15 protein-coding genes are annotated in these 16464 nt (G+C 64.7%); 3 read left to right on the top strand and 12 right to left on the bottom strand.

Annotated elements, in window-relative coordinates; all coding sequences use genetic code 11:
- Position 1 precedes the first annotated feature (1 nt).
- From ACTEK7_RS09020 to ACTEK7_RS08975, 10 genes are all read right to left on the bottom strand, one after another.
- Entirely contained in the window at positions 2-772 is a 771-nt protein-coding gene (locus ACTEK7_RS09020) for an RsiV family protein (protein WP_370103193.1), read from the bottom strand.
- Positions 773-803: 31 nt separating this feature from the next.
- Complete coding sequence (locus ACTEK7_RS09015) at positions 804-1100, bottom strand: nucleotidyltransferase family protein (protein ID WP_109144401.1); 297 nt, start codon at positions 1098-1100, stop codon at positions 804-806.
- 35 nt (positions 1101-1135) lie between these two features.
- The gene (gene scpA, locus ACTEK7_RS09010) at positions 1136-3292 is read right to left on the bottom strand and encodes a methylmalonyl-CoA mutase (protein WP_109145873.1); all 2157 of its coding nucleotides are present in this window, start codon (positions 3290-3292) and stop codon (positions 1136-1138) included.
- 23 nt (positions 3293-3315) lie between these two features.
- On the bottom strand, positions 3316-3780 hold the full coding sequence (locus ACTEK7_RS09005; protein WP_057027174.1) for a GFA family protein: 465 nt from the start codon (positions 3778-3780) through the stop codon (positions 3316-3318).
- Positions 3777-5648, bottom strand: a complete 1872-nt coding sequence (locus tag ACTEK7_RS09000; protein WP_225146023.1) for a methylmalonyl-CoA mutase subunit beta — start codon at positions 5646-5648, stop codon at positions 3777-3779. Before ACTEK7_RS09000 ends, ACTEK7_RS09005 begins: the two co-directional genes overlap by 4 nt.
- Positions 5649-5730: 82 nt before the next feature.
- Positions 5731-6222 (bottom strand): 2-amino-4-hydroxy-6-hydroxymethyldihydropteridine diphosphokinase, encoded by a 492-nt coding sequence (gene folK / locus ACTEK7_RS08995; protein WP_036042932.1) that lies wholly within the window; start codon positions 6220-6222, stop codon positions 5731-5733.
- Position 6223: 1 nt separating this feature from the next.
- A complete protein-coding gene (folB, locus tag ACTEK7_RS08990) occupies positions 6224-6592 on the bottom strand; it encodes a dihydroneopterin aldolase (RefSeq protein ID WP_036005989.1) in 369 nt (122 codons plus the stop codon).
- Positions 6589-7449: a dihydropteroate synthase gene (gene folP, locus ACTEK7_RS08985; protein WP_225144057.1), complete on the bottom strand. Its 861-nt coding sequence runs from the start codon at positions 7447-7449 to the stop codon at positions 6589-6591. The genes folB and folP overlap by 4 nt, the downstream gene beginning before the upstream one ends.
- A 238-nt stretch (positions 7450-7687) precedes the next feature.
- Positions 7688-8095 (bottom strand): DUF4332 domain-containing protein, encoded by a 408-nt coding sequence (locus ACTEK7_RS08980; protein WP_036005985.1) that lies wholly within the window; start codon positions 8093-8095, stop codon positions 7688-7690.
- A gap of 24 nt (positions 8096-8119) precedes the next feature.
- Entirely contained in the window at positions 8120-8485 is a 366-nt protein-coding gene (locus ACTEK7_RS08975; protein ID WP_225146022.1) for a DUF2267 domain-containing protein, read from the bottom strand.
- 339 nt (positions 8486-8824) lie between these two features.
- Between ACTEK7_RS08975 and ACTEK7_RS08970 the strand changes: the two genes are divergently transcribed.
- From ACTEK7_RS08970 to ACTEK7_RS08960, 3 genes are all read left to right on the top strand, one after another.
- The gene (locus ACTEK7_RS08970; RefSeq protein ID WP_057027177.1) at positions 8825-10453 is read left to right on the top strand and encodes a helicase HerA-like domain-containing protein; all 1629 of its coding nucleotides are present in this window, start codon (positions 8825-8827) and stop codon (positions 10451-10453) included.
- A 176-nt stretch (positions 10454-10629) separates the two neighbouring features.
- Positions 10630-11976: a glycosyltransferase family 87 protein gene (locus ACTEK7_RS08965; RefSeq protein WP_225146021.1), complete on the top strand. Its 1347-nt coding sequence runs from the start codon at positions 10630-10632 to the stop codon at positions 11974-11976.
- A 5-nt stretch (positions 11977-11981) separates the two neighbouring features.
- Complete coding sequence (locus tag ACTEK7_RS08960; RefSeq protein ID WP_157281489.1) at positions 11982-13376, top strand: M20/M25/M40 family metallo-hydrolase; 1395 nt, start codon at positions 11982-11984, stop codon at positions 13374-13376.
- Between the two features lie 307 nt (positions 13377-13683).
- Here the strand turns inward: ACTEK7_RS08960 and ACTEK7_RS08955 are convergent, their stop codons facing one another.
- Entirely contained in the window at positions 13684-14463 is a 780-nt protein-coding gene (locus ACTEK7_RS08955) for a class II aldolase/adducin family protein (RefSeq protein ID WP_225146020.1), read from the bottom strand.
- A 208-nt stretch (positions 14464-14671) separates the two neighbouring features.
- Positions 14672-16321: a glycosyltransferase family 39 protein gene (locus tag ACTEK7_RS08950; protein ID WP_074447486.1), complete on the bottom strand. Its 1650-nt coding sequence runs from the start codon at positions 16319-16321 to the stop codon at positions 14672-14674.
- Positions 16322-16464: the final 143 nt, after the last annotated feature.

The raw sequence follows: 16464 nt of genomic DNA, 5'->3' as shown, positions 1-16464 counted from the left end.
CTCACGGCTCGTCCGCGTCGCCCTTGGGCCGCGCGCCGCCGAAGATGCGGGCGCCCTCCGATGTGAGGTAAGGCTTCAGCGTCTCCCACGGCACGAAAGCGACATACTCGCCCTCAGCGTAGGGGCCGACGGCATAGGGCGGATAGTGGAAGTTGAGGCCGGAACTCCTGCCGGCCTCGGTGGAGGGCGCGAGCGTCACCGCGCCGATCTTGAGGAGGCGCGGCTCCACGGACTTGAACCACTCGTCGGTCGCGGTCTCTCCGGCGCCGCGCTTCTTCTTCTCGTCCGTCAGCGAAGCGATGATGGCCTTCACCATCGCCTTCATGGTGGGGCCGCCATCGGCGGTCTCGGTGAAGAATGGACGGATCGAGATACGCTTGTTGGCGGCCTTGTCCCACAGGATCGTGTTCACGTCCGAATTAGGATGGGCGCCGCGTGTGTTCATGTAGTCGTTGCGCAGGACGCTGACATAGCGGTCGGCAACCACGGAGCGGATTTCATATTTGCGCTCGAACTCCCAGCCGCCCTCCTTGAAGAACTGCGGGTCCGCTTTGCGCGCGGCAGCGGCTTCCGCGGCATTCTTGTCGAGCCACTTCTTGCCCTCCGCGAGGCAGTCCGCCGCCAGCGCCGCATCCGCCTTGATCCTGTCGCCGAGGAAGACGCGCGCTTCGATGCTCTTGGTCTTGACGATCGCATCGGGCTTGGGATCGGCGGCGTGGGCGGAAAACGCACATGTTGCGCTCAGCGCCAGGGCGACGCTCAAACCGGCGATGAACTTCAAGGTTAGTGCTCCTGCGTGAGCGTCAGAATATTTCGACAATATCGTCTGCGATCCGCTCCGCAAAGCGGGGAGAGATGGAGCGGCGAACAGTTGCCTGTGCTTGCAAGCCAGTCGCATCCTCGATGATGTGCTCGACATCGATCAAGTTGAGCAGCGAAAACGAGGTGTCCGGCTCGATCTCGACGAGCACGTCGATATCGCTATCAGGCCGATAATCGTTGCCGGCTCGCGAGCCGAAGATGGCAAGCTTTGCTACGCCCTTGCCTCTGATGGCATCCGCGTTCTTGCGTATCGCAGCGACGATTTCGTCACGCGTCATGGACACACCTGGCCGTCACACGGCCAGTCTATCATCTACTCCGCCGCCTCGCTATGCCCCAGCCGGGCGTTCAGCTTGCGGATCAGCTCCTCGGCGGCGTCCGCGATCACCGTGCCGGGCGGGAAGATCGCCTCGGCGCCGGCGGCATAGAGCGCATCGTAATCCTGCGGCGGCACCACGCCGCCGACGATGATCATGATGTCGTCGCGGCCCTGCTTCTTCAGTGCGGCTTTCAGCTCCGGCACAGCGGTCAGATGGGCGGCGGCCAGCGAGGAGACGCCGAGGATGTGCACGTCGTTCTCGACCGCCTGCCGCGCGGCTTCGTCGGCGGTGGCAAACAGCGGCCCGATGTCGACGTCGAAGCCGATATCGGCGAACGCCGACGCGATCACCTTCTGGCCGCGGTCATGGCCGTCCTGGCCGATCTTGGCGACCAGGATGCGCGGGCGGCGGCCCTCGGCCTCCTCGAAGGCGTCGATCAGCGCCTGAACCTTCTCGACCTGGGTGCCCATGCTGGACGCCTCCCGCTTGTACACGCCGGTGATGGATTTGATCTCGGCGCGGTGCCGGCCGAACACTTTCTCCATTGCGTCAGAAATTTCGCCAACGGTCGCCTTGGCGCGTGCCGCGTCGATCGCAAGTGCCAGCAGATTGCCGTTGCCTTCGCCGGCCGAGCGCGTCAGCGCGGCGAGGGCTGCATCGACCTCCTGCTGGTTGCGCTCGGCTTTCAGCCGCTTGAGCTTGTCGATCTGAAGCCGGCGCACATTGGTGTTGTCGACCTTCAGGATCTCGATTTTGTCCTCGTCGGTCGGCTTGTACTTGTTGACGCCGATCACCGCCTGCTTGCCGGCGTCGATCCGCGCCTGCGTTTTGGCTGAGGCCTCCTCGATGCGCAGCTTTGGCACGCCGGCCTCGATCGCCTTCGCCATGCCGCCGAGTTCCTCGACCTCCTGGATGTGGCCCCAGGCCTTGGCGGCGAGGTCGCGCGTGAGCCGCTCGACATAATACGAGCCGCCCCAGGGATCGATGATGCGGGTGGTGCCGCTCTCCTGCTGCAGGAACAGCTGGGTGTTGCGGGCGATGCGGGCCGAGAAATCGGTCGGCAGCGCCAGTGCTTCGTCGAGCGCGTTGGTGTGCAGCGATTGGGTATGGCCTTGGGTGGCCGCCATCGCCTCCACCGTAGTGCGCATCACGTTGTTGAAGACGTCCTGCGCGGTCAGCGACCAGCCCGAGGTCTGGCTGTGCGTGCGCAGCGACAGTGAGCGCGGGTCTTTCGGATTGAACGGCTTGAGCAGCTTCGCCCAAAGCAGGCGCGCCGCGCGCAGCTTGGCAACCTCCATGAAGAAGTTCATCCCGATCGCCCAGAAGAACGACAGCCGCGGCGCGAAGCGGTCGACGTCGAGCCCTGCGGCAAGGCCGGCGCGCAAATATTCGACGCCGTCAGCCAGCGTATAGGCGAGCTCGAGATCCTGCGTCGCGCCGGCCTCCTGCATGTGATAGCCGGAGATCGAGATCGAATTGTACTTCGGCATCTTTTGAGAGGTGTAGGCGAAGATGTCCGAGATGATCCGCATCGAGGGCGCCGGCGGATAGATGTAGGTGTTGCGCACCATGAACTCTTTCAGAATGTCGTTCTGAATGGTGCCCGACAGCTTCTCCGGCGGCACGCCCTGTTCCTCGGCGGCGGCGACATAGAGCGCGAGGATCGGCAGCACCGCGCCGTTCATGGTCATGGACACGCTCATCTGGTCGAGCGGAATCCCTGCAAACAGCGTGCGCATGTCGTAGATGGAATCGATGGCAACGCCGGCCATGCCGACATCGCCGCCGACGCGCGGATGATCCGAGTCATAGCCGCGATGGGTGGCAAGATCGAATGCGACCGAGAGGCCCTTCTGCCCCGCCGCGAGATTGCGGCGATAGAACGCGTTGGAATCCTCCGCCGTGGAGAAGCCGGCATATTGCCTGACCGTCCAGGGCTGGTTGACATACATGGTCGGGTAGGGGCCGCGCAGGTACGGCGCGATGCCCGGATAGGTCTCGAGGAAATCGAGCCCGGTCAGATCAGCCTCGCCATAAGCGGGCTTCACCAGGATGCCCTCCGGCGTCAGCCACGGCTCGGCGCTGCCAGTGGGCGCGGCGGTTGCGGTCCGCTCGAAGGCGACGTCGGCGAAATTCGGAATGCGGCTCATGGCTTCAACCATTTCATAAGCGCTCAATCATGATCCGGATGCTGATGGCTGACGATGGTCGCCATCTTCTCCGGTCCGTAGTTCTGTTGCGTGGTCTGGCTCGGCAGATTGGCGATGCCGACCACCCAGCCGAGGCGGGATTCGATGCCGAACTGCCGCGTCGGCACGACCCGGTCAGGGCGATCGAAGGTACCGGTCATGATCTCGATGCGATCGCCGTCGATGCGGCCGAAGCTCAGCGGCGTGCCGCAGGCGGCGCAATAGCCGCGATCGGCGATCGAGGAGGAGCGGAAGAACGACGGCTTGCCCTTGGTCCAGGCGAAATCGGTCTTGTTGATGTCGGCCAAAGAGGCGAACGGCGCGCCGCTCGCCTTCTGGCACATCCGGCAGTGGCAGATCGAAATCCTGGTCGGCGCCGTCATGACCGCAAATCGCACGGCGCCGCATTGGCAGCCGCCGGTGAGAACGGGTTTGCTGGTGTCGGTCATCGCTGTTCCATCCGTCGGTAGGCGTCCTGCAGTGCCGCAAGCGCATCGCCTCCGGCGAAGACAAAGCCCGTGACGCCGGCGGCTCGCAGCGCCGCCTCGGCCTCGGCCGGCCGGCCCGCCAGGTAGATATGTCGCCCGCCGGCCAATTGCAGGGCCTTTGCCGCGGCTTCGGCGTGTTCCGCATAGACCTTGTCGCTGGAACACAGACAGGCCAGCTCGGTGCCGGAGGCCTTGAAGGCCGCGGCCAGCTTGGCCGGATCGGCAAAGCCCTCGCTGCCTGTGGCCTCAATGCCGCCCGCCTCGAAGAAGCTCTTCGCGAACGTCGCGCGCGCGGTGAAATCGGCGGGCGTGCCGAGATTGGCCAGGAACACCTTTGGCCGTGCGCCCCGAGCCTTCAAACTCGCGTCGGATTTGTCGCGCAGAGCCTCGAACGGTTCCGCGAGACGGATCGGAGGCAGCGCCTCGAACTTGTAGGTCTCTCCGCCGTAGGGCGGAAGCGCGATCGGCGCTGCCTTCAGGACAGTGGCTTCGCTCTCGTGCAGGTTCGGAAACTCGCTGGCGCCGGTCAGTATGTCCCGGCGCTTCGCGATATTGGCCTCGCGCGCCTTGCGCGTGGCCGCGACCTTGCTTTGGAACACACCCTGCTGAAGCGCCGCGAACGCGCCACCGGCGCTCTCGCTCTCCTGGAACAGGGCCCACGCGGCATCGCACAGCTGCGCCGTCAGCGTCTCGATGCCGCCAGCCCCCGCCGCGGGATCGCTGACCTTGGCGAGGTTGCATTCTTCCAGCAGCAGAAGCTGCGTGTTACGCGCCACGCGCCGCGCGAACGGATCGGGCAGGCCGAGCGCCAGCGTATGCGGCAGCACGGTGATGGCGTTGGCACCGGCCAGTCCCGCGGCAAACGCCGCCATGGTCGCGCGCAGCATGTTCACGTAGGGATCGCGTTGCGTCAGCATGCGCCAGGCGGTATCGGCCGCGATGAACAGCGGTTTCGGCGTCAGCCCGCAAGCGGTCTCGATGCGCGCCCATAGCAGCCGCAGGGCGCGGAACTTGGCCATGGTCAGGAATTGGTCGGCATCGGCGGCGAGCCGCGCATAGACCATGTCCTGCGCGGCTTTCAGCGGAATGCCCGCGCCTTCGATCGCGCGCAGGTAAGCGACGCCGCAGGCAAGCACGAAAGCGAGCTCCTGCACCTCCGAGCCGCCGGCATCATGGATCACGCGGCCGTCGGCGGAGGCGAACGGCCCCCTGAAGCCGAGCCCGGCGAGTCCCTTGATGGCGCCCGTAATCGCGGGGGCAATTTCGTCCCAGGTATAGGGGCTGTGGCCCCACACCGCGCCCGCCGCGAGCGGATCGAGCCCGAAGCGGATGTTGCAGGTGCCGGGATCGAGGCCGTTGCTCTTCACATATTCCGCGACATGGATCGCGGCCATCCGCGATTGCGGTCCGATCTCGAGCTCGATGCCGATGCCGGCGTCGAGGTGAATGTCTTTCAGGATCTTTGCCACCGCCTCGGCCGACGGTTCCAGGCCGAAACCGCGCGCGCCATTGGCGCCGGCGAACACCAGCGCGAGCCCGGTCGCACCGTTCTCCAGATCCTGCAGTGCCTGCGCATTCGCGATCCCCGCATCGGGATGGTCGATCCGCTGCACGACCTGCCACGGTGCGGCCGGCGGCCGGCCCATCACCGGCGCAACGCCCTTCGCGCGCGGATAGAGCGGTTCGATCTTGATGCCGTCATAGGTCTTGCCGACCAGCTTCTCGAACGGCGCGCTCTTCAGCACGCCGTCGACCAGCTTGCGCCAGTCCTCAGGCGTGGCCTTGGGAAAATCCGCGGCCAGCGGCAGGTCGTCAGTCACGGAGGTCATGCGGCGCGGGGCTCCCGAAACGTCTTGTTATTCGCAGGCGAAATTGCCACGGCGGACCGTTCCTGCAAACGGTTGTTTTTGGTTAACCGGTATCCGGAAGCCGCTCAATGCCTTGCGTCGAGACGCCGGCGAGCCCGTCACGCACACGAATGCCCGAGATCACGCGGTCAGGTGCGATTTCGGCCAGCGGCACCAGCACGAAGGCGCGTTCGAACAGGCGCGGATGCGGCAGCGTCAGGTCGGGCTTCCGCAAGGAGACATCGTCATAGGCGATCATATCGAGATCGAGCGTGCGCGGACCCCAGCGCCGCGCCTTGGTTCGCGCGCGGCCGAACTTCTGCTCGACTTTCTGCAGCACGAACAATAGCGCATGCGGATCGAGGCTGGTCTCGATCTCGATGCAGGCATTGATGAAGGGATCCTGGTCCTCGTCGCCCCAGGGCGGGGTCGTATAGTCGGACGAGCGCGCGATCAGCGCCGCCTGTGCCATGCCGCAGATATGAGCGATCGCCTTCTTGAACGTCGCGCGGACATCGCCGACATTGCCGCCGAGTGCGATCAGCACGCTCGCCATGCTAGGGATGCCGCGAGCGCGTCAGCACGATGCCGACATCGTCGAAGATCGCGGCGATCGGCGCGTGCGGCTTGTGCACGGTGACCTTCACGGCGCGGATGCGCGGAAAGTGCGACAGGATGGCATCGGCCACCGCGCCGGCCGCGCGCTCCAGGAGTTTGTAATTGGTGTTCTTGAACGCCGCCGTCGTCGTCGCCACGACATCGGCGTAGGACACCGTGTCCGCGAGCCGGTCGCTGCGCGCAGGCTCGGACAGGTCGGTATAGAGCTCGAGATCGATGACGAAACGCTGGCCGACCTCGGTTTCGTGATCCATCACGCCGTGGCGGGCATGGATCGACAGGCCGGTGACGAAGATCGTGTCGGTCATTGCTTGCTCTCGATGGCCTGCGCCACCCGCAGGGCCTGCAGGGTTTCGGCGACGTCGTGGGTCCGGATGATCTTGGCGCCGCGCTGCGCGGCGATCAGATGCGCGGCGATCGAGCCGGCGAGCCGCTCCGATGGTTCCGACGGCGACACCGAGGCGATGAAGCGTTTGCGCGAGGCGCCGACCAGGATCGGCAGGCCGAACATGTCGAGCTCGCGCAAGCGCGCGAGCGCGGTCATGCTCTGCTCGGCGGTCTTGCCGAAGCCGATCCCGGGATCGAGCACGATCTTGTCGCGCGCGATGCCTGCCTTCGCGGCAATATCGAGCGAGCGCAGGAAGAATGTCTTGATATCAGCGACGATGTCGATGGCGGGATCGACGCTGTCGCGGTTGTGCATGACGATGACGGGCACGCCCCTGGCGGCGATCAGCGGCGCCATGCCGGCTTCGCGTTGCAGGCCCCAGACGTCGTTGGCGATCGCCGCGCCCTGGTCGAGTGCGAAGGCCACCACCTCCGCCTTCATGCTGTCGATCGAGACGGGTACACCGAGCGCCACGACGTCCGATAACACCGGCTTCAGCCGCGCGAGCTCTTCCGACGCCGTGACCGGCCGGGCGCCCTTGTAGGGCCGGGTGGATTCGGCGCCGATATCGATGATGTCGACGCCGGCGGCGACCATCGCCCGCGCCCGCTCCAGCGCCCGCGCCGGCGCGATGAACTCGCCGCCATCGGAGAAGGAATCCGGGGTGATGTTGAGCACGCCCATCACCGCAGGAAGCCGCCGGCCCACGAGCGTCCGCAGTGCGCCGATCCCGGCCGAGCCGGCCGGCGGGACGGAAGGGGAGGGCGAGGCATTCATGCGCGTGGCATTGCGCTGTCGGGCAGGGGGAGTCAAGACGGGATTGGGGCCAGTCGCGGCCATTCCGATGCGTGCAGACGGCCGAGAGGATGCGATGTTCTTGCTCACCCTCCGTCATTGCGAGCGCAGCGAAGCAATCCAGACTGTCACCGCGGCAAGATTCTGGATTGCTTCGCTGCGCTCGCAATGACGATCTGGGAGCAGTGGTACCCCAACCTCTCCAGCTTGGTCCGCAGCGCTAATACGTAATCTTCGGCGGCAGCTTCTTGGCCTTGGCGATGATGTCGCCGACCGACTTCTCGGAAGGCAGGACGCGGACCAGCTTCTTCTTCTCGTTGGCCTCGCGCATGCTCTGCGCCAACCTTGCCGGATTTCGATAGGCGAGCTCCCGCACCGTCGTGACGCCGGCGGCGCGGACGAGCCCGACCTTGGCCCTGCCCATGCCGGGGATGCGCATGTAGTCGGAGACGTTGGCCCATTCCAGCAATTGCTGCTCGCTGATGCCAGTCTTGGCCGAAAGCGCCTTGCGGCCCTTCACGGTGGACGCCGCCTCGAGCAGCGCGTCGGTGGTGCGGATTCCTTGCGCCTTCAACTTGTTGGCGGCAAAGGCCGGCAGGCCCTCAATCTCGGAAATCGGATATGTCATGATGCTCGATATGAAAAGCGTCGCTCAGGCGAACTGGCTGAGGCCCGGCGTCCCCGCGATGATCTTGCCCATCTGATCCGCTCCGATTTTGTCTCGCCCGTAGCGGAAAAGTTCACGGGCGACGTTTTGAATCTCGGACATGCCGAGCCCCAGGCCCATCAGGCGGGTGCCGACGGCCATCAAGCCGCCGCCCATCAGCCGCGACAGACCGCCACCGCTCTTGGAGGCTTCGATCGCAGCTTCCGCTCCGGGGATATGGTCGATCAGGGCCTGCACACTGTCGGAAGGGCCCTCGTTGCGAAGGAAGGCCAGGATAATGCCGACGGTCTTTTCAGCGACAGCACCATCTATGCTGGCGTTTGTCGCCAGCCGTCCGATCAGCTCGTCCATAAGACCCCGCCCCTCAGCCGGTTTGCATGCCGGAATATTGCTTTCGAAAATGATCTTGAGCCTGTGTGATGTGAAATACAAGCGATGAACGCAGGCGCCGTCGCGAACGCGCGAAAAGTGTTGCCGCCGTGCAAGAGCCTAGAACGAATCGGCAAAAAATTGCCGCTATGCGAACGCCCCATTCCGACTTTCGGCCGATGTTGTCCGTCTGTTTCCGACAATGTCGCATGCGCAGGAGCCGCTGAACCGATTTAATCGGCGCACGAGATGCGTTAAACTACGGAATTGGTGCATTCGGGTTTCGCGACGCGAAACTCGGCAGAAAGATCAGAGAGAATAATGACCGCACAGGACAGCAAGCTCGGCGATACCGACGACAAGATCTTCGTCGGCAAGGGAGACGAGCAGGCTTGGCTGACGCTTGCGCTGGCCAATCGCCACGGCCTCGTCACGGGTGCAACCGGAACCGGCAAGACCGTGTCGCTGCAAGTGATGGCGGAAGGATTTGCGCGCGCCGGTGTTCCGGTCTTCGCGGCCGACATCAAGGGCGACCTCTCCGGCATCTCGGAAGTCGGCGAGGCCAAAGACTTCATCCTCAAGCGCGCCGGCGAAATGGGTCTCAAGTTTCAGCCGGACCAGTTCTCGACCGTGTTCTGGGACGTGTTCGGCGAGCAGGGACATCCGGTCCGCGCCACCGTCACCGAAATGGGGCCGCTATTGCTGGCGCGGATGCTCGACCTGAACGAGGTGCAGGAAGGGGTTCTCAACGTCGCATTCCGCGTCGCGGACGAGAACGGCCTGCCATTGTTGGACATGAAGGATCTGCGATCGCTGTTGGATGCGATCGTACCCGCCAGCGGCAAGAAGGGACCGGATGCTGAAGAAGATCCTTTAGCCGAGATCCGGAAGGCCGCGCAGAGCTTCGGCAATGTGAGCAAGGCGACGGTTGGAACCATTCAACGCCAGCTGCTGGTGCTGGAAAACCAGGGCGGAACGAAATTCTTCGGTGAGCCTGCACTGGAGCTGAAGGATTTCATGAAGACCGATAGCGACGGTCGCGGCATCGTCAACATCCTGGTTGCCGACAAGCTGATGGAGAGCCCCAGGCTCTACGCTACCTTTCTGTTGTGGTTGCTGTCGGAGTTGTTTGAGGAATTGCCGGAAGCCGGCGACCTGCCGAAGCCAAAACTGGTGTTCTTTTTCGACGAGGCGCATCTGCTGTTCAACGATGCGCCGAAGGCGTTGATGGACAAGATCGAGCAGGTGGTTCGTCTGATCCGCTCCAAGGGCGTCGGTGTCTATTTCGTCACCCAGAATCCGATCGACGTGCCGGACAAGGTGTTGGCCCAATTGGGCGGTCGCGTGCAGCATGCGCTGCGCGCCTTCACGCCGCGCGACCAGAAGGCGGTCGCCGCTGCGGCGCAGACCTTCCGGCCCAACCCGAAACTCGACACCGCCAAGGTGATCACGGAGCTCGGCAAGGGCGAGGCGCTGGTGTCCTTCCTCGAGGGCAACGGCACGCCTTCGATGGTGGAGCGGGTGATGATCCGGCCGCCGACGGCGCGGATCGGGCCGATCACGCCCGAGGAGCGCAAGGCGATCATGAGCAGGAGCCCGGTGAAGGGCAAATACGATACCGCGGTGGATCGTGAGTCCGCCAATGAGATGCTGCAGAAGCGCGTAGCCGGCACGGCTGCGCCTGCCGACGCACAAAATGGTGGAGCCGGCGCAGGCGGCGGAATCCTTGGCCAGATCGGCTCGATCGTCGGCACCATCTTCGGCACCAACGTCAAGCGAGGTCGTCTTTCGACCGGCCAGGTCATTGCCCGCGACGTGACGCGATCGGTCACCAACCAGGTGATCGGCGGGATGGCCGCCAATATCGGCAAGTCGCTCGGCGGCCAGCTCGGCGGCTCGATCGGCCGTACGCTGGTCCGCGGCGCGCTCGGCGGATTGCTACGGCGTTAGGCAGAGCGCCCGACGGGAGGGCAATTCGTCCGCGGGGCCCATCGACCTCTCCCCTGATCTGATCCTGATGGGAGGGACCGAGATACACATTCACGAGATACACATTCAGGTGAGGGGACTCTCCAAGCTTCTGCGGGTCTGTTACGTCCTGTTTCGCCGCCGCACAGGACCACACCGTGACCCCGCCCGCCCCGTTAGCCAAGCCTGACGCACCCAGACGCCCGTCGCTGGGTGCGCCGCTGGATCTGCTTTTTCTGCTCTGCTGCGTCCTCCTGATCGCCGACGTGCTCGTCCCCGAGATTTTCGGCCGCGGCAAGACCAAGGACTACTCGCTCTGGTACTGGGCCGGACAGCAGGTCCTGGAGGGTGGGCCGCTGTATCCTGCCACGGCCGTCGAGCATTTCGATTTCATCTATCCACCGCTGCCGGCAATCCTGCTGGCGATCCCGAGCTGGTTCGGCAAGATCCCGCTCTATGTCGTCCTGTCGATCTTGAACGCCGTGGCGTGGTGGTACACCGCGGCGTTCTCCCAGGTCATGACCGGCTCCGACCGCGCGCCGGGTCGTTGGCTCGAGGCGCTGCCGGTCGTCGCCACCGTGACCTTCGTGTTCGACATGTTCGACCTCGGCCAGCCGAACCTCCTCCTTCTGGCGATGATGCTCTACGGCTTCTGGAGCTTGCGGCATCAGCGATCGTGGCTGGCCGGCTTCATGTTCGCGTTCGCCGCCGCCATCAAGGTGTTCCCGATCGCCGTGCTGCCCTATCTGGCCTGGCGGCGCAAATGGGCGGCCCTGGTCAGCGCGATCGTCTTCACCGGCATTCTTCTCTATGTCGTGCCGGCACCGATCCGCGGCTTCGAGCGCAACGCGGCCGAGCTGGCGACCTGGTACCAGGGCATGGTCGGGACCAGCTCGGAAAAGGGCTTTGGCCAGCGTGACGAGCAGAACTGGTCGTGGGTCAACCAGTCCCTCATTGCCGTCACGCATCGGCTGGTCCGGCCGATCAACTACAATCAGGACGATCCCAGCAAGCCGCCGCGCACCATGAATCTGATCGAGGTCGACTACAGGACGGCGAACTGGATCGTGCTCGCGCTGTCGGCGCTGCTCGGGCTCGGCTTTGTTGCGGTCATGCCGCGGCAAGCGCGGCGGACGGCGCGCTCGGATGCCGAAGAGCTCGGCATCTTGTTCTGTCTCATGACGGTCGCCTCGCCTCTGGCCCGGCAATACTATTTCATGTGGCTGTACTTCCCGGTGACGGTGTTGATGCATCGGGCCGCCTTCGACGAGCGAGCGCATGTGCGCCTGGGAACCTGGCTTGCCCTCAGTGCGGCCGGCATCCTCATGCTGTTGTCGCTGCCGTGGTTTCCGCTCGCCTTCCAGGCTTGGGGCAACAACCTCGCTGCGACCGCCGTCCTCGCAGGGTGTCTCGCCTGGCACATCCGGCATCCGCCGCTTGCGGCTAGCCCTAAGGCCGCACCGGCGCTAAAACCCGGACCTCTTGAGACTCAACAATCAGGATAGCAATCATGGCCAACGCGCAGCTCCAATCCGTGCTCGACCACATCGACAAGGATTTCGATAACAGCCTGCAGCGCCTGTTCTCGTTGTTGCGGATCAAGTCGATCTCGGCCGATCCCGCCTTCGCCGATGATTGCAAGGCTGCCGCCGAGCATCTCGCCAGGGACATCGCCAGCCTCGGTGTTGCCACCGAGGTGAGGCCGACCGCGGGTCATCCCGCCGTCGTCGGCAAGACCGGCGCGGGCGGCCGGCCGCACGTGCTGTTCTACGGCCATTACGATGTGCAGCCGGTCGACCCGCTCGATCTCTGGCACCGTCCGCCGTTCGAGCCCGTCGTCACCGATCATGCCGACGGCCGCAAGATCATCGTCGCGCGCGGCGCCGAGGACGACAAAGGGCAGGTGATGACGTTCGTCGAGGCCTGCCGCGCCTGGAAGAAGGTGACGGGCTCGCTGCCGGTCGACGTCACCTTCCTGATCGAGGGCGAGGAGGAGGTCGGCTCGAAGAACTTCGTGCCCTTCATCGAGGCCAACAAGGACGAGTTCAAGGCCGATTACGTGCTGGTGTGCGACACCAGCATGTGGGACCGCAACACGCCGGCGATCACGACCTCGCTGCGCGGCCTGCTCTATGAAGAGCTCAAGATCACCGCCGCCAATCGCGATCTGCATTCCGGCGTGTTCGGCGGCACCGCGATGAACCCGATCCGCCTGCTCACGAAGATCCTGGGTGGCCTGTTCGACGACGACAACCGCATCACCATCCCCGGCTTCTATGACGGCGTGAAGGACACGCCGCCCGATATCCTGGAGCAGTGGAAGAAGCTCGATTTCACGCCCGAGACCTTTCTCAAGCCGGTCGGGCTGTCGCTCCCGGCTGGCGAGAAGGGCAGGCTGCTGGTCGAGCAGGCCTCGACGCGCCCGACCTGCGATGTCAACGGCATCTGGGGCGGCTATATCGGCGAGGGCTCCAAGACCGTGATCCCCTCGCATGCCTCGGCCAAGGTCTCGTTCCGCCTGGTTCAGGGCCAGGACCCGCAAAAGATCCGCAAGGCCTTCCGTGATTACGTGACGGCGCGCATTCCCGGCGACTGCAAGGTCGAGTTCGGCGACCATTCCGCCGCGCCCGCAGTCGCGCTCGACTGGACCATGAAGCCGCTCGCCGCCGCCAGCAAGGCGCTCGCGGAGGAATGGGGCAAGGAGACCGTGCTGATGGGCTCGGGCGCCTCGATCCCGATCGTCGCCGACTTCAAGCGCACGCTCGGCCTCGACTCGCTGCTGGTGGGGTTTGGCCTCGACGACGACAACATCCACTCGCCGAACGAGAAATACGACCTGCAGAGCTTCCAGAAGGGCATCCGCTCCTGGGCAAGGATCCTCGCCGCGCTGGCGGAGGTGAAATAGGCACGGTGCGGTAGGGTGGGCAAAGGCGCAACGCGCCGTGCCCACCATCTCTCCGGATGACGAAGGAAGAAGACGGGGGCACGCTTCGCTTTGCCCACCCTACGAGAGTATTCGCTACGAAGACTCTCTCCCGTCATTGCGAGCGCAGCGAAGCAATCCAGACTATCTCCGCGGAGGGATTCTGGATTGCTTCGCTGCGCTCGCAATGACGACTCAAACAAAAACGCCGCCCGGAATTGGGCGGCGTTTCATTCCAATACGTGCAGAGGTAGTTCGACGGAAACACTACCTCAATTTCGTGAATATCTCAAGACCGGTAGCCGGGATTGACGCGGTCGAGCTTGCGCAGCAAGGGCGGCCACACGAGGTTGTTTGCGCGCAGCTCGGCGCGGTCGCGGTTGGCGAGCAGCTCGGTGTTCTTCTCGATCGCGATCTCCTCGACCGGATAGACCGGCGTCCCGAGCGCGCGCGTGCGCACCTGCATCGAGCAGGCGCGCTCGAGATGGTACATGCGCTCGAACGCGGAGGCGATCGAGCGGCCGACCGTCAGCGTGCCGTGATTGCGCAGGAGCATGTGGTTGTGGTCGCCGAGATCCTTCTGCAGCCGTGGCCGCTCCTCGTGGTCGAGCGCGATGCCTTCATAGTCGTGATAGGCGAGGTCGTGGGTGACGAGCTGGGCGGTCTGGTTCAGGGGCAAGAGCCCTTCCGCGCTGCTCGACACCGCGGTTCCGTCGAGGGTGTGGAGATGCAGCACGCAGATCGCGTCCTCGCGCACCTCGTGGATCGCCGAATGGATGGTGAAGCCGGCAGGATTGATGCTGTACTCGCTCTCGGAGAGCTGATTGCCGTGCAGGTCGACCTTGACGAGGCTGGAGGCCGTGATTTCCTCGAACATCAGCCCGTAGGGATTGATCAGGAAGTGATGGTCGGGACCGGGCACGCGCGCGGAGATGTGGGTGTCGACCAGATCGTCCCAGCCGTACAGCGCGACCAGGCGATAGCATGCGGCGAGATTGACCCGTTGCTGCCACTCCGCCTCCGTCATGTTGGAGGGGACTTCCCTCAGGCGGGCTTCTGCTGGCGACATGGCTGATCTCTCCGAACCTCGTTGTTGCGGAGGAGGAGCGTAGTCGCGGGAGAGGCTTGCGGCAAGGCGCGAGGAGCGTGGCTGTCAAGCGTGGCCCGCATGGAGCGCGTAGCCCGCATGGAGCGAAGCGGAATGCGGGGCAGCTCGCACGATGCCACAGGTCCCGGATTACGCTTCGCTCCATCCGGGCTACGGATACGGAGAAATCCTACGGTGCCGGGATCGACAGCAGGCTGGAAATGCCGCGCCCCCGGATGTCGTAGACGCGGGCGAACACCACGTCGTCGCGCTTGATCTCGACCATGACCGGGGCGGTGAGGCCCTTGCAGTAGAACTCGCCGAGCGTCATGGCGAAATCGGCCGCGTTGGAATCCCAGCCGATGGTGAAGTCGGGCCCGAGCGCCACCTGGGCCGGGCGCTGCGGACCGCACACCGCCACCTTCCATTTGCGGTTGCCGGGCGGCACTTCCTGGCGCTCGACGAGCTGCTCGCGCAATCCGTCGGAGGCCTGCTTCAAGGCGAGGCCCCAATAGTCCAGCATGAAGCGGTCGTCGGCGCCGCGCACGGTGCCGGCAATGTGGTTGAAGTGCGTGTATTGATAGGGGTGCAGCCGGATCATCTCGGCGAGCGACAGCGCAAGGCCGAAGCAGAAGGTGGCGAGCACGACCGGCTGCCAGGTGCGGTGATTGGCCCGCAGGCGCTCCATGGTCCAGGCGAAGGCGACGCCGCCGAGCACCGCCATCGGCGGGATCACGAAGACGAAATGGCGGATGCCGTTGTAGAGCGCCGGGCGCTTCACCATCGCGATCGCGAGCGGCAGGGTAGCAGCCAGCGTCAGCATCAGGAGGATGGTCTTGCGGCGTGCCGGAACCTCGCGCCGCGGCAGCATGGCGAAGGTGCTGACGATCGCACCGCCCATCAGAACCAGCATCACCTCGGGCAGCTGCAGGGCGAACAGCGTCGGCAGATACGACCAGGGCATGTCGGGCACCGACACGATCGCACCGTCGAACATCTCCTTCCATGGCTTCTCGAAGAAATGCGAGAAGTAGGTCAGCGCCGCCAAGGGATTGCCGGGCTCCATGATCGACCACGGCCAGATCAGGCCCATCACGAGGTAGCCGAGCACGAGGCCTGGCAGCAACACATAGACGACATGGGCGAAGCGGCGAACGGATTCGCGCGGACCTTCGGTGCGCAATTCCTCCAGGAACAGCGGCACGAAGCCGACCACGGCGTAGACCAGCGCGAGTCCGCCGAGAACACGGCAGCCGAGCGAAAGGCCGGCCCCCAAGCCGACGATCAGGATCGTGCGCGGCGATGGCTGCGGATATTCCTCGGCGAGCCGGACGAGGCCGAGCATCAGGACGACCATGGCGACCGCGAAGGGTGCATCCTTCGGGTTCATGAACATGTGGCCGTAAAAGGTCGGGCAGAGCGCAAGCAGGAGGAGGGAAGCCAGACCGGCAAGCGGTCCGCCGATGCGGCGGCCGAGCCGCCATGTCACGGCAAGCCCGATTACGCCGACGATGGCGCCGACCAGACGGCGGGTCTCGAACAGCTCGAGCGGAATGACCTTGTGCAGCAGGGCCGCGACCATGTCGAAGCCGCCGCCATACATGTAGAGATTGGCGAAGGAGAGCGCCGCGGTGTCCTTGAAGCCGGAACCGAACATGCGCAGCAGCAGGTCGGCATATTCGGCGTGGGTGTAGTCGTCCCAGCCGAGCCCGTAGTCGCGGAAGGTCAAGCCTGCAATGACGGCGACCGCGGCCAGCACCAGCATGGCGAGATCGTCGCAAGTCCGTTCGATCGAGCGCCGCTGAGGCGTGTCGATCGCCGAAGTCGTGATGGATGTCATGGCTATCGGTGCCCCGGAATCCCCTTTTGGCCCTGCTGGCGCGCGCGGGCCTCAACCCCGGACTCCCTATAGCGCAGTTCCATTACCAAGTAATTGGGCATTATGGCTAAATTCCTGATGCGACGCAGCAATTCCGGTTGGCA

This window comes from Bradyrhizobium sp. JHI2711, from assembly GCF_056156565.1.
This window is presented reverse-complemented; position numbering and strand designations above follow the sequence as displayed.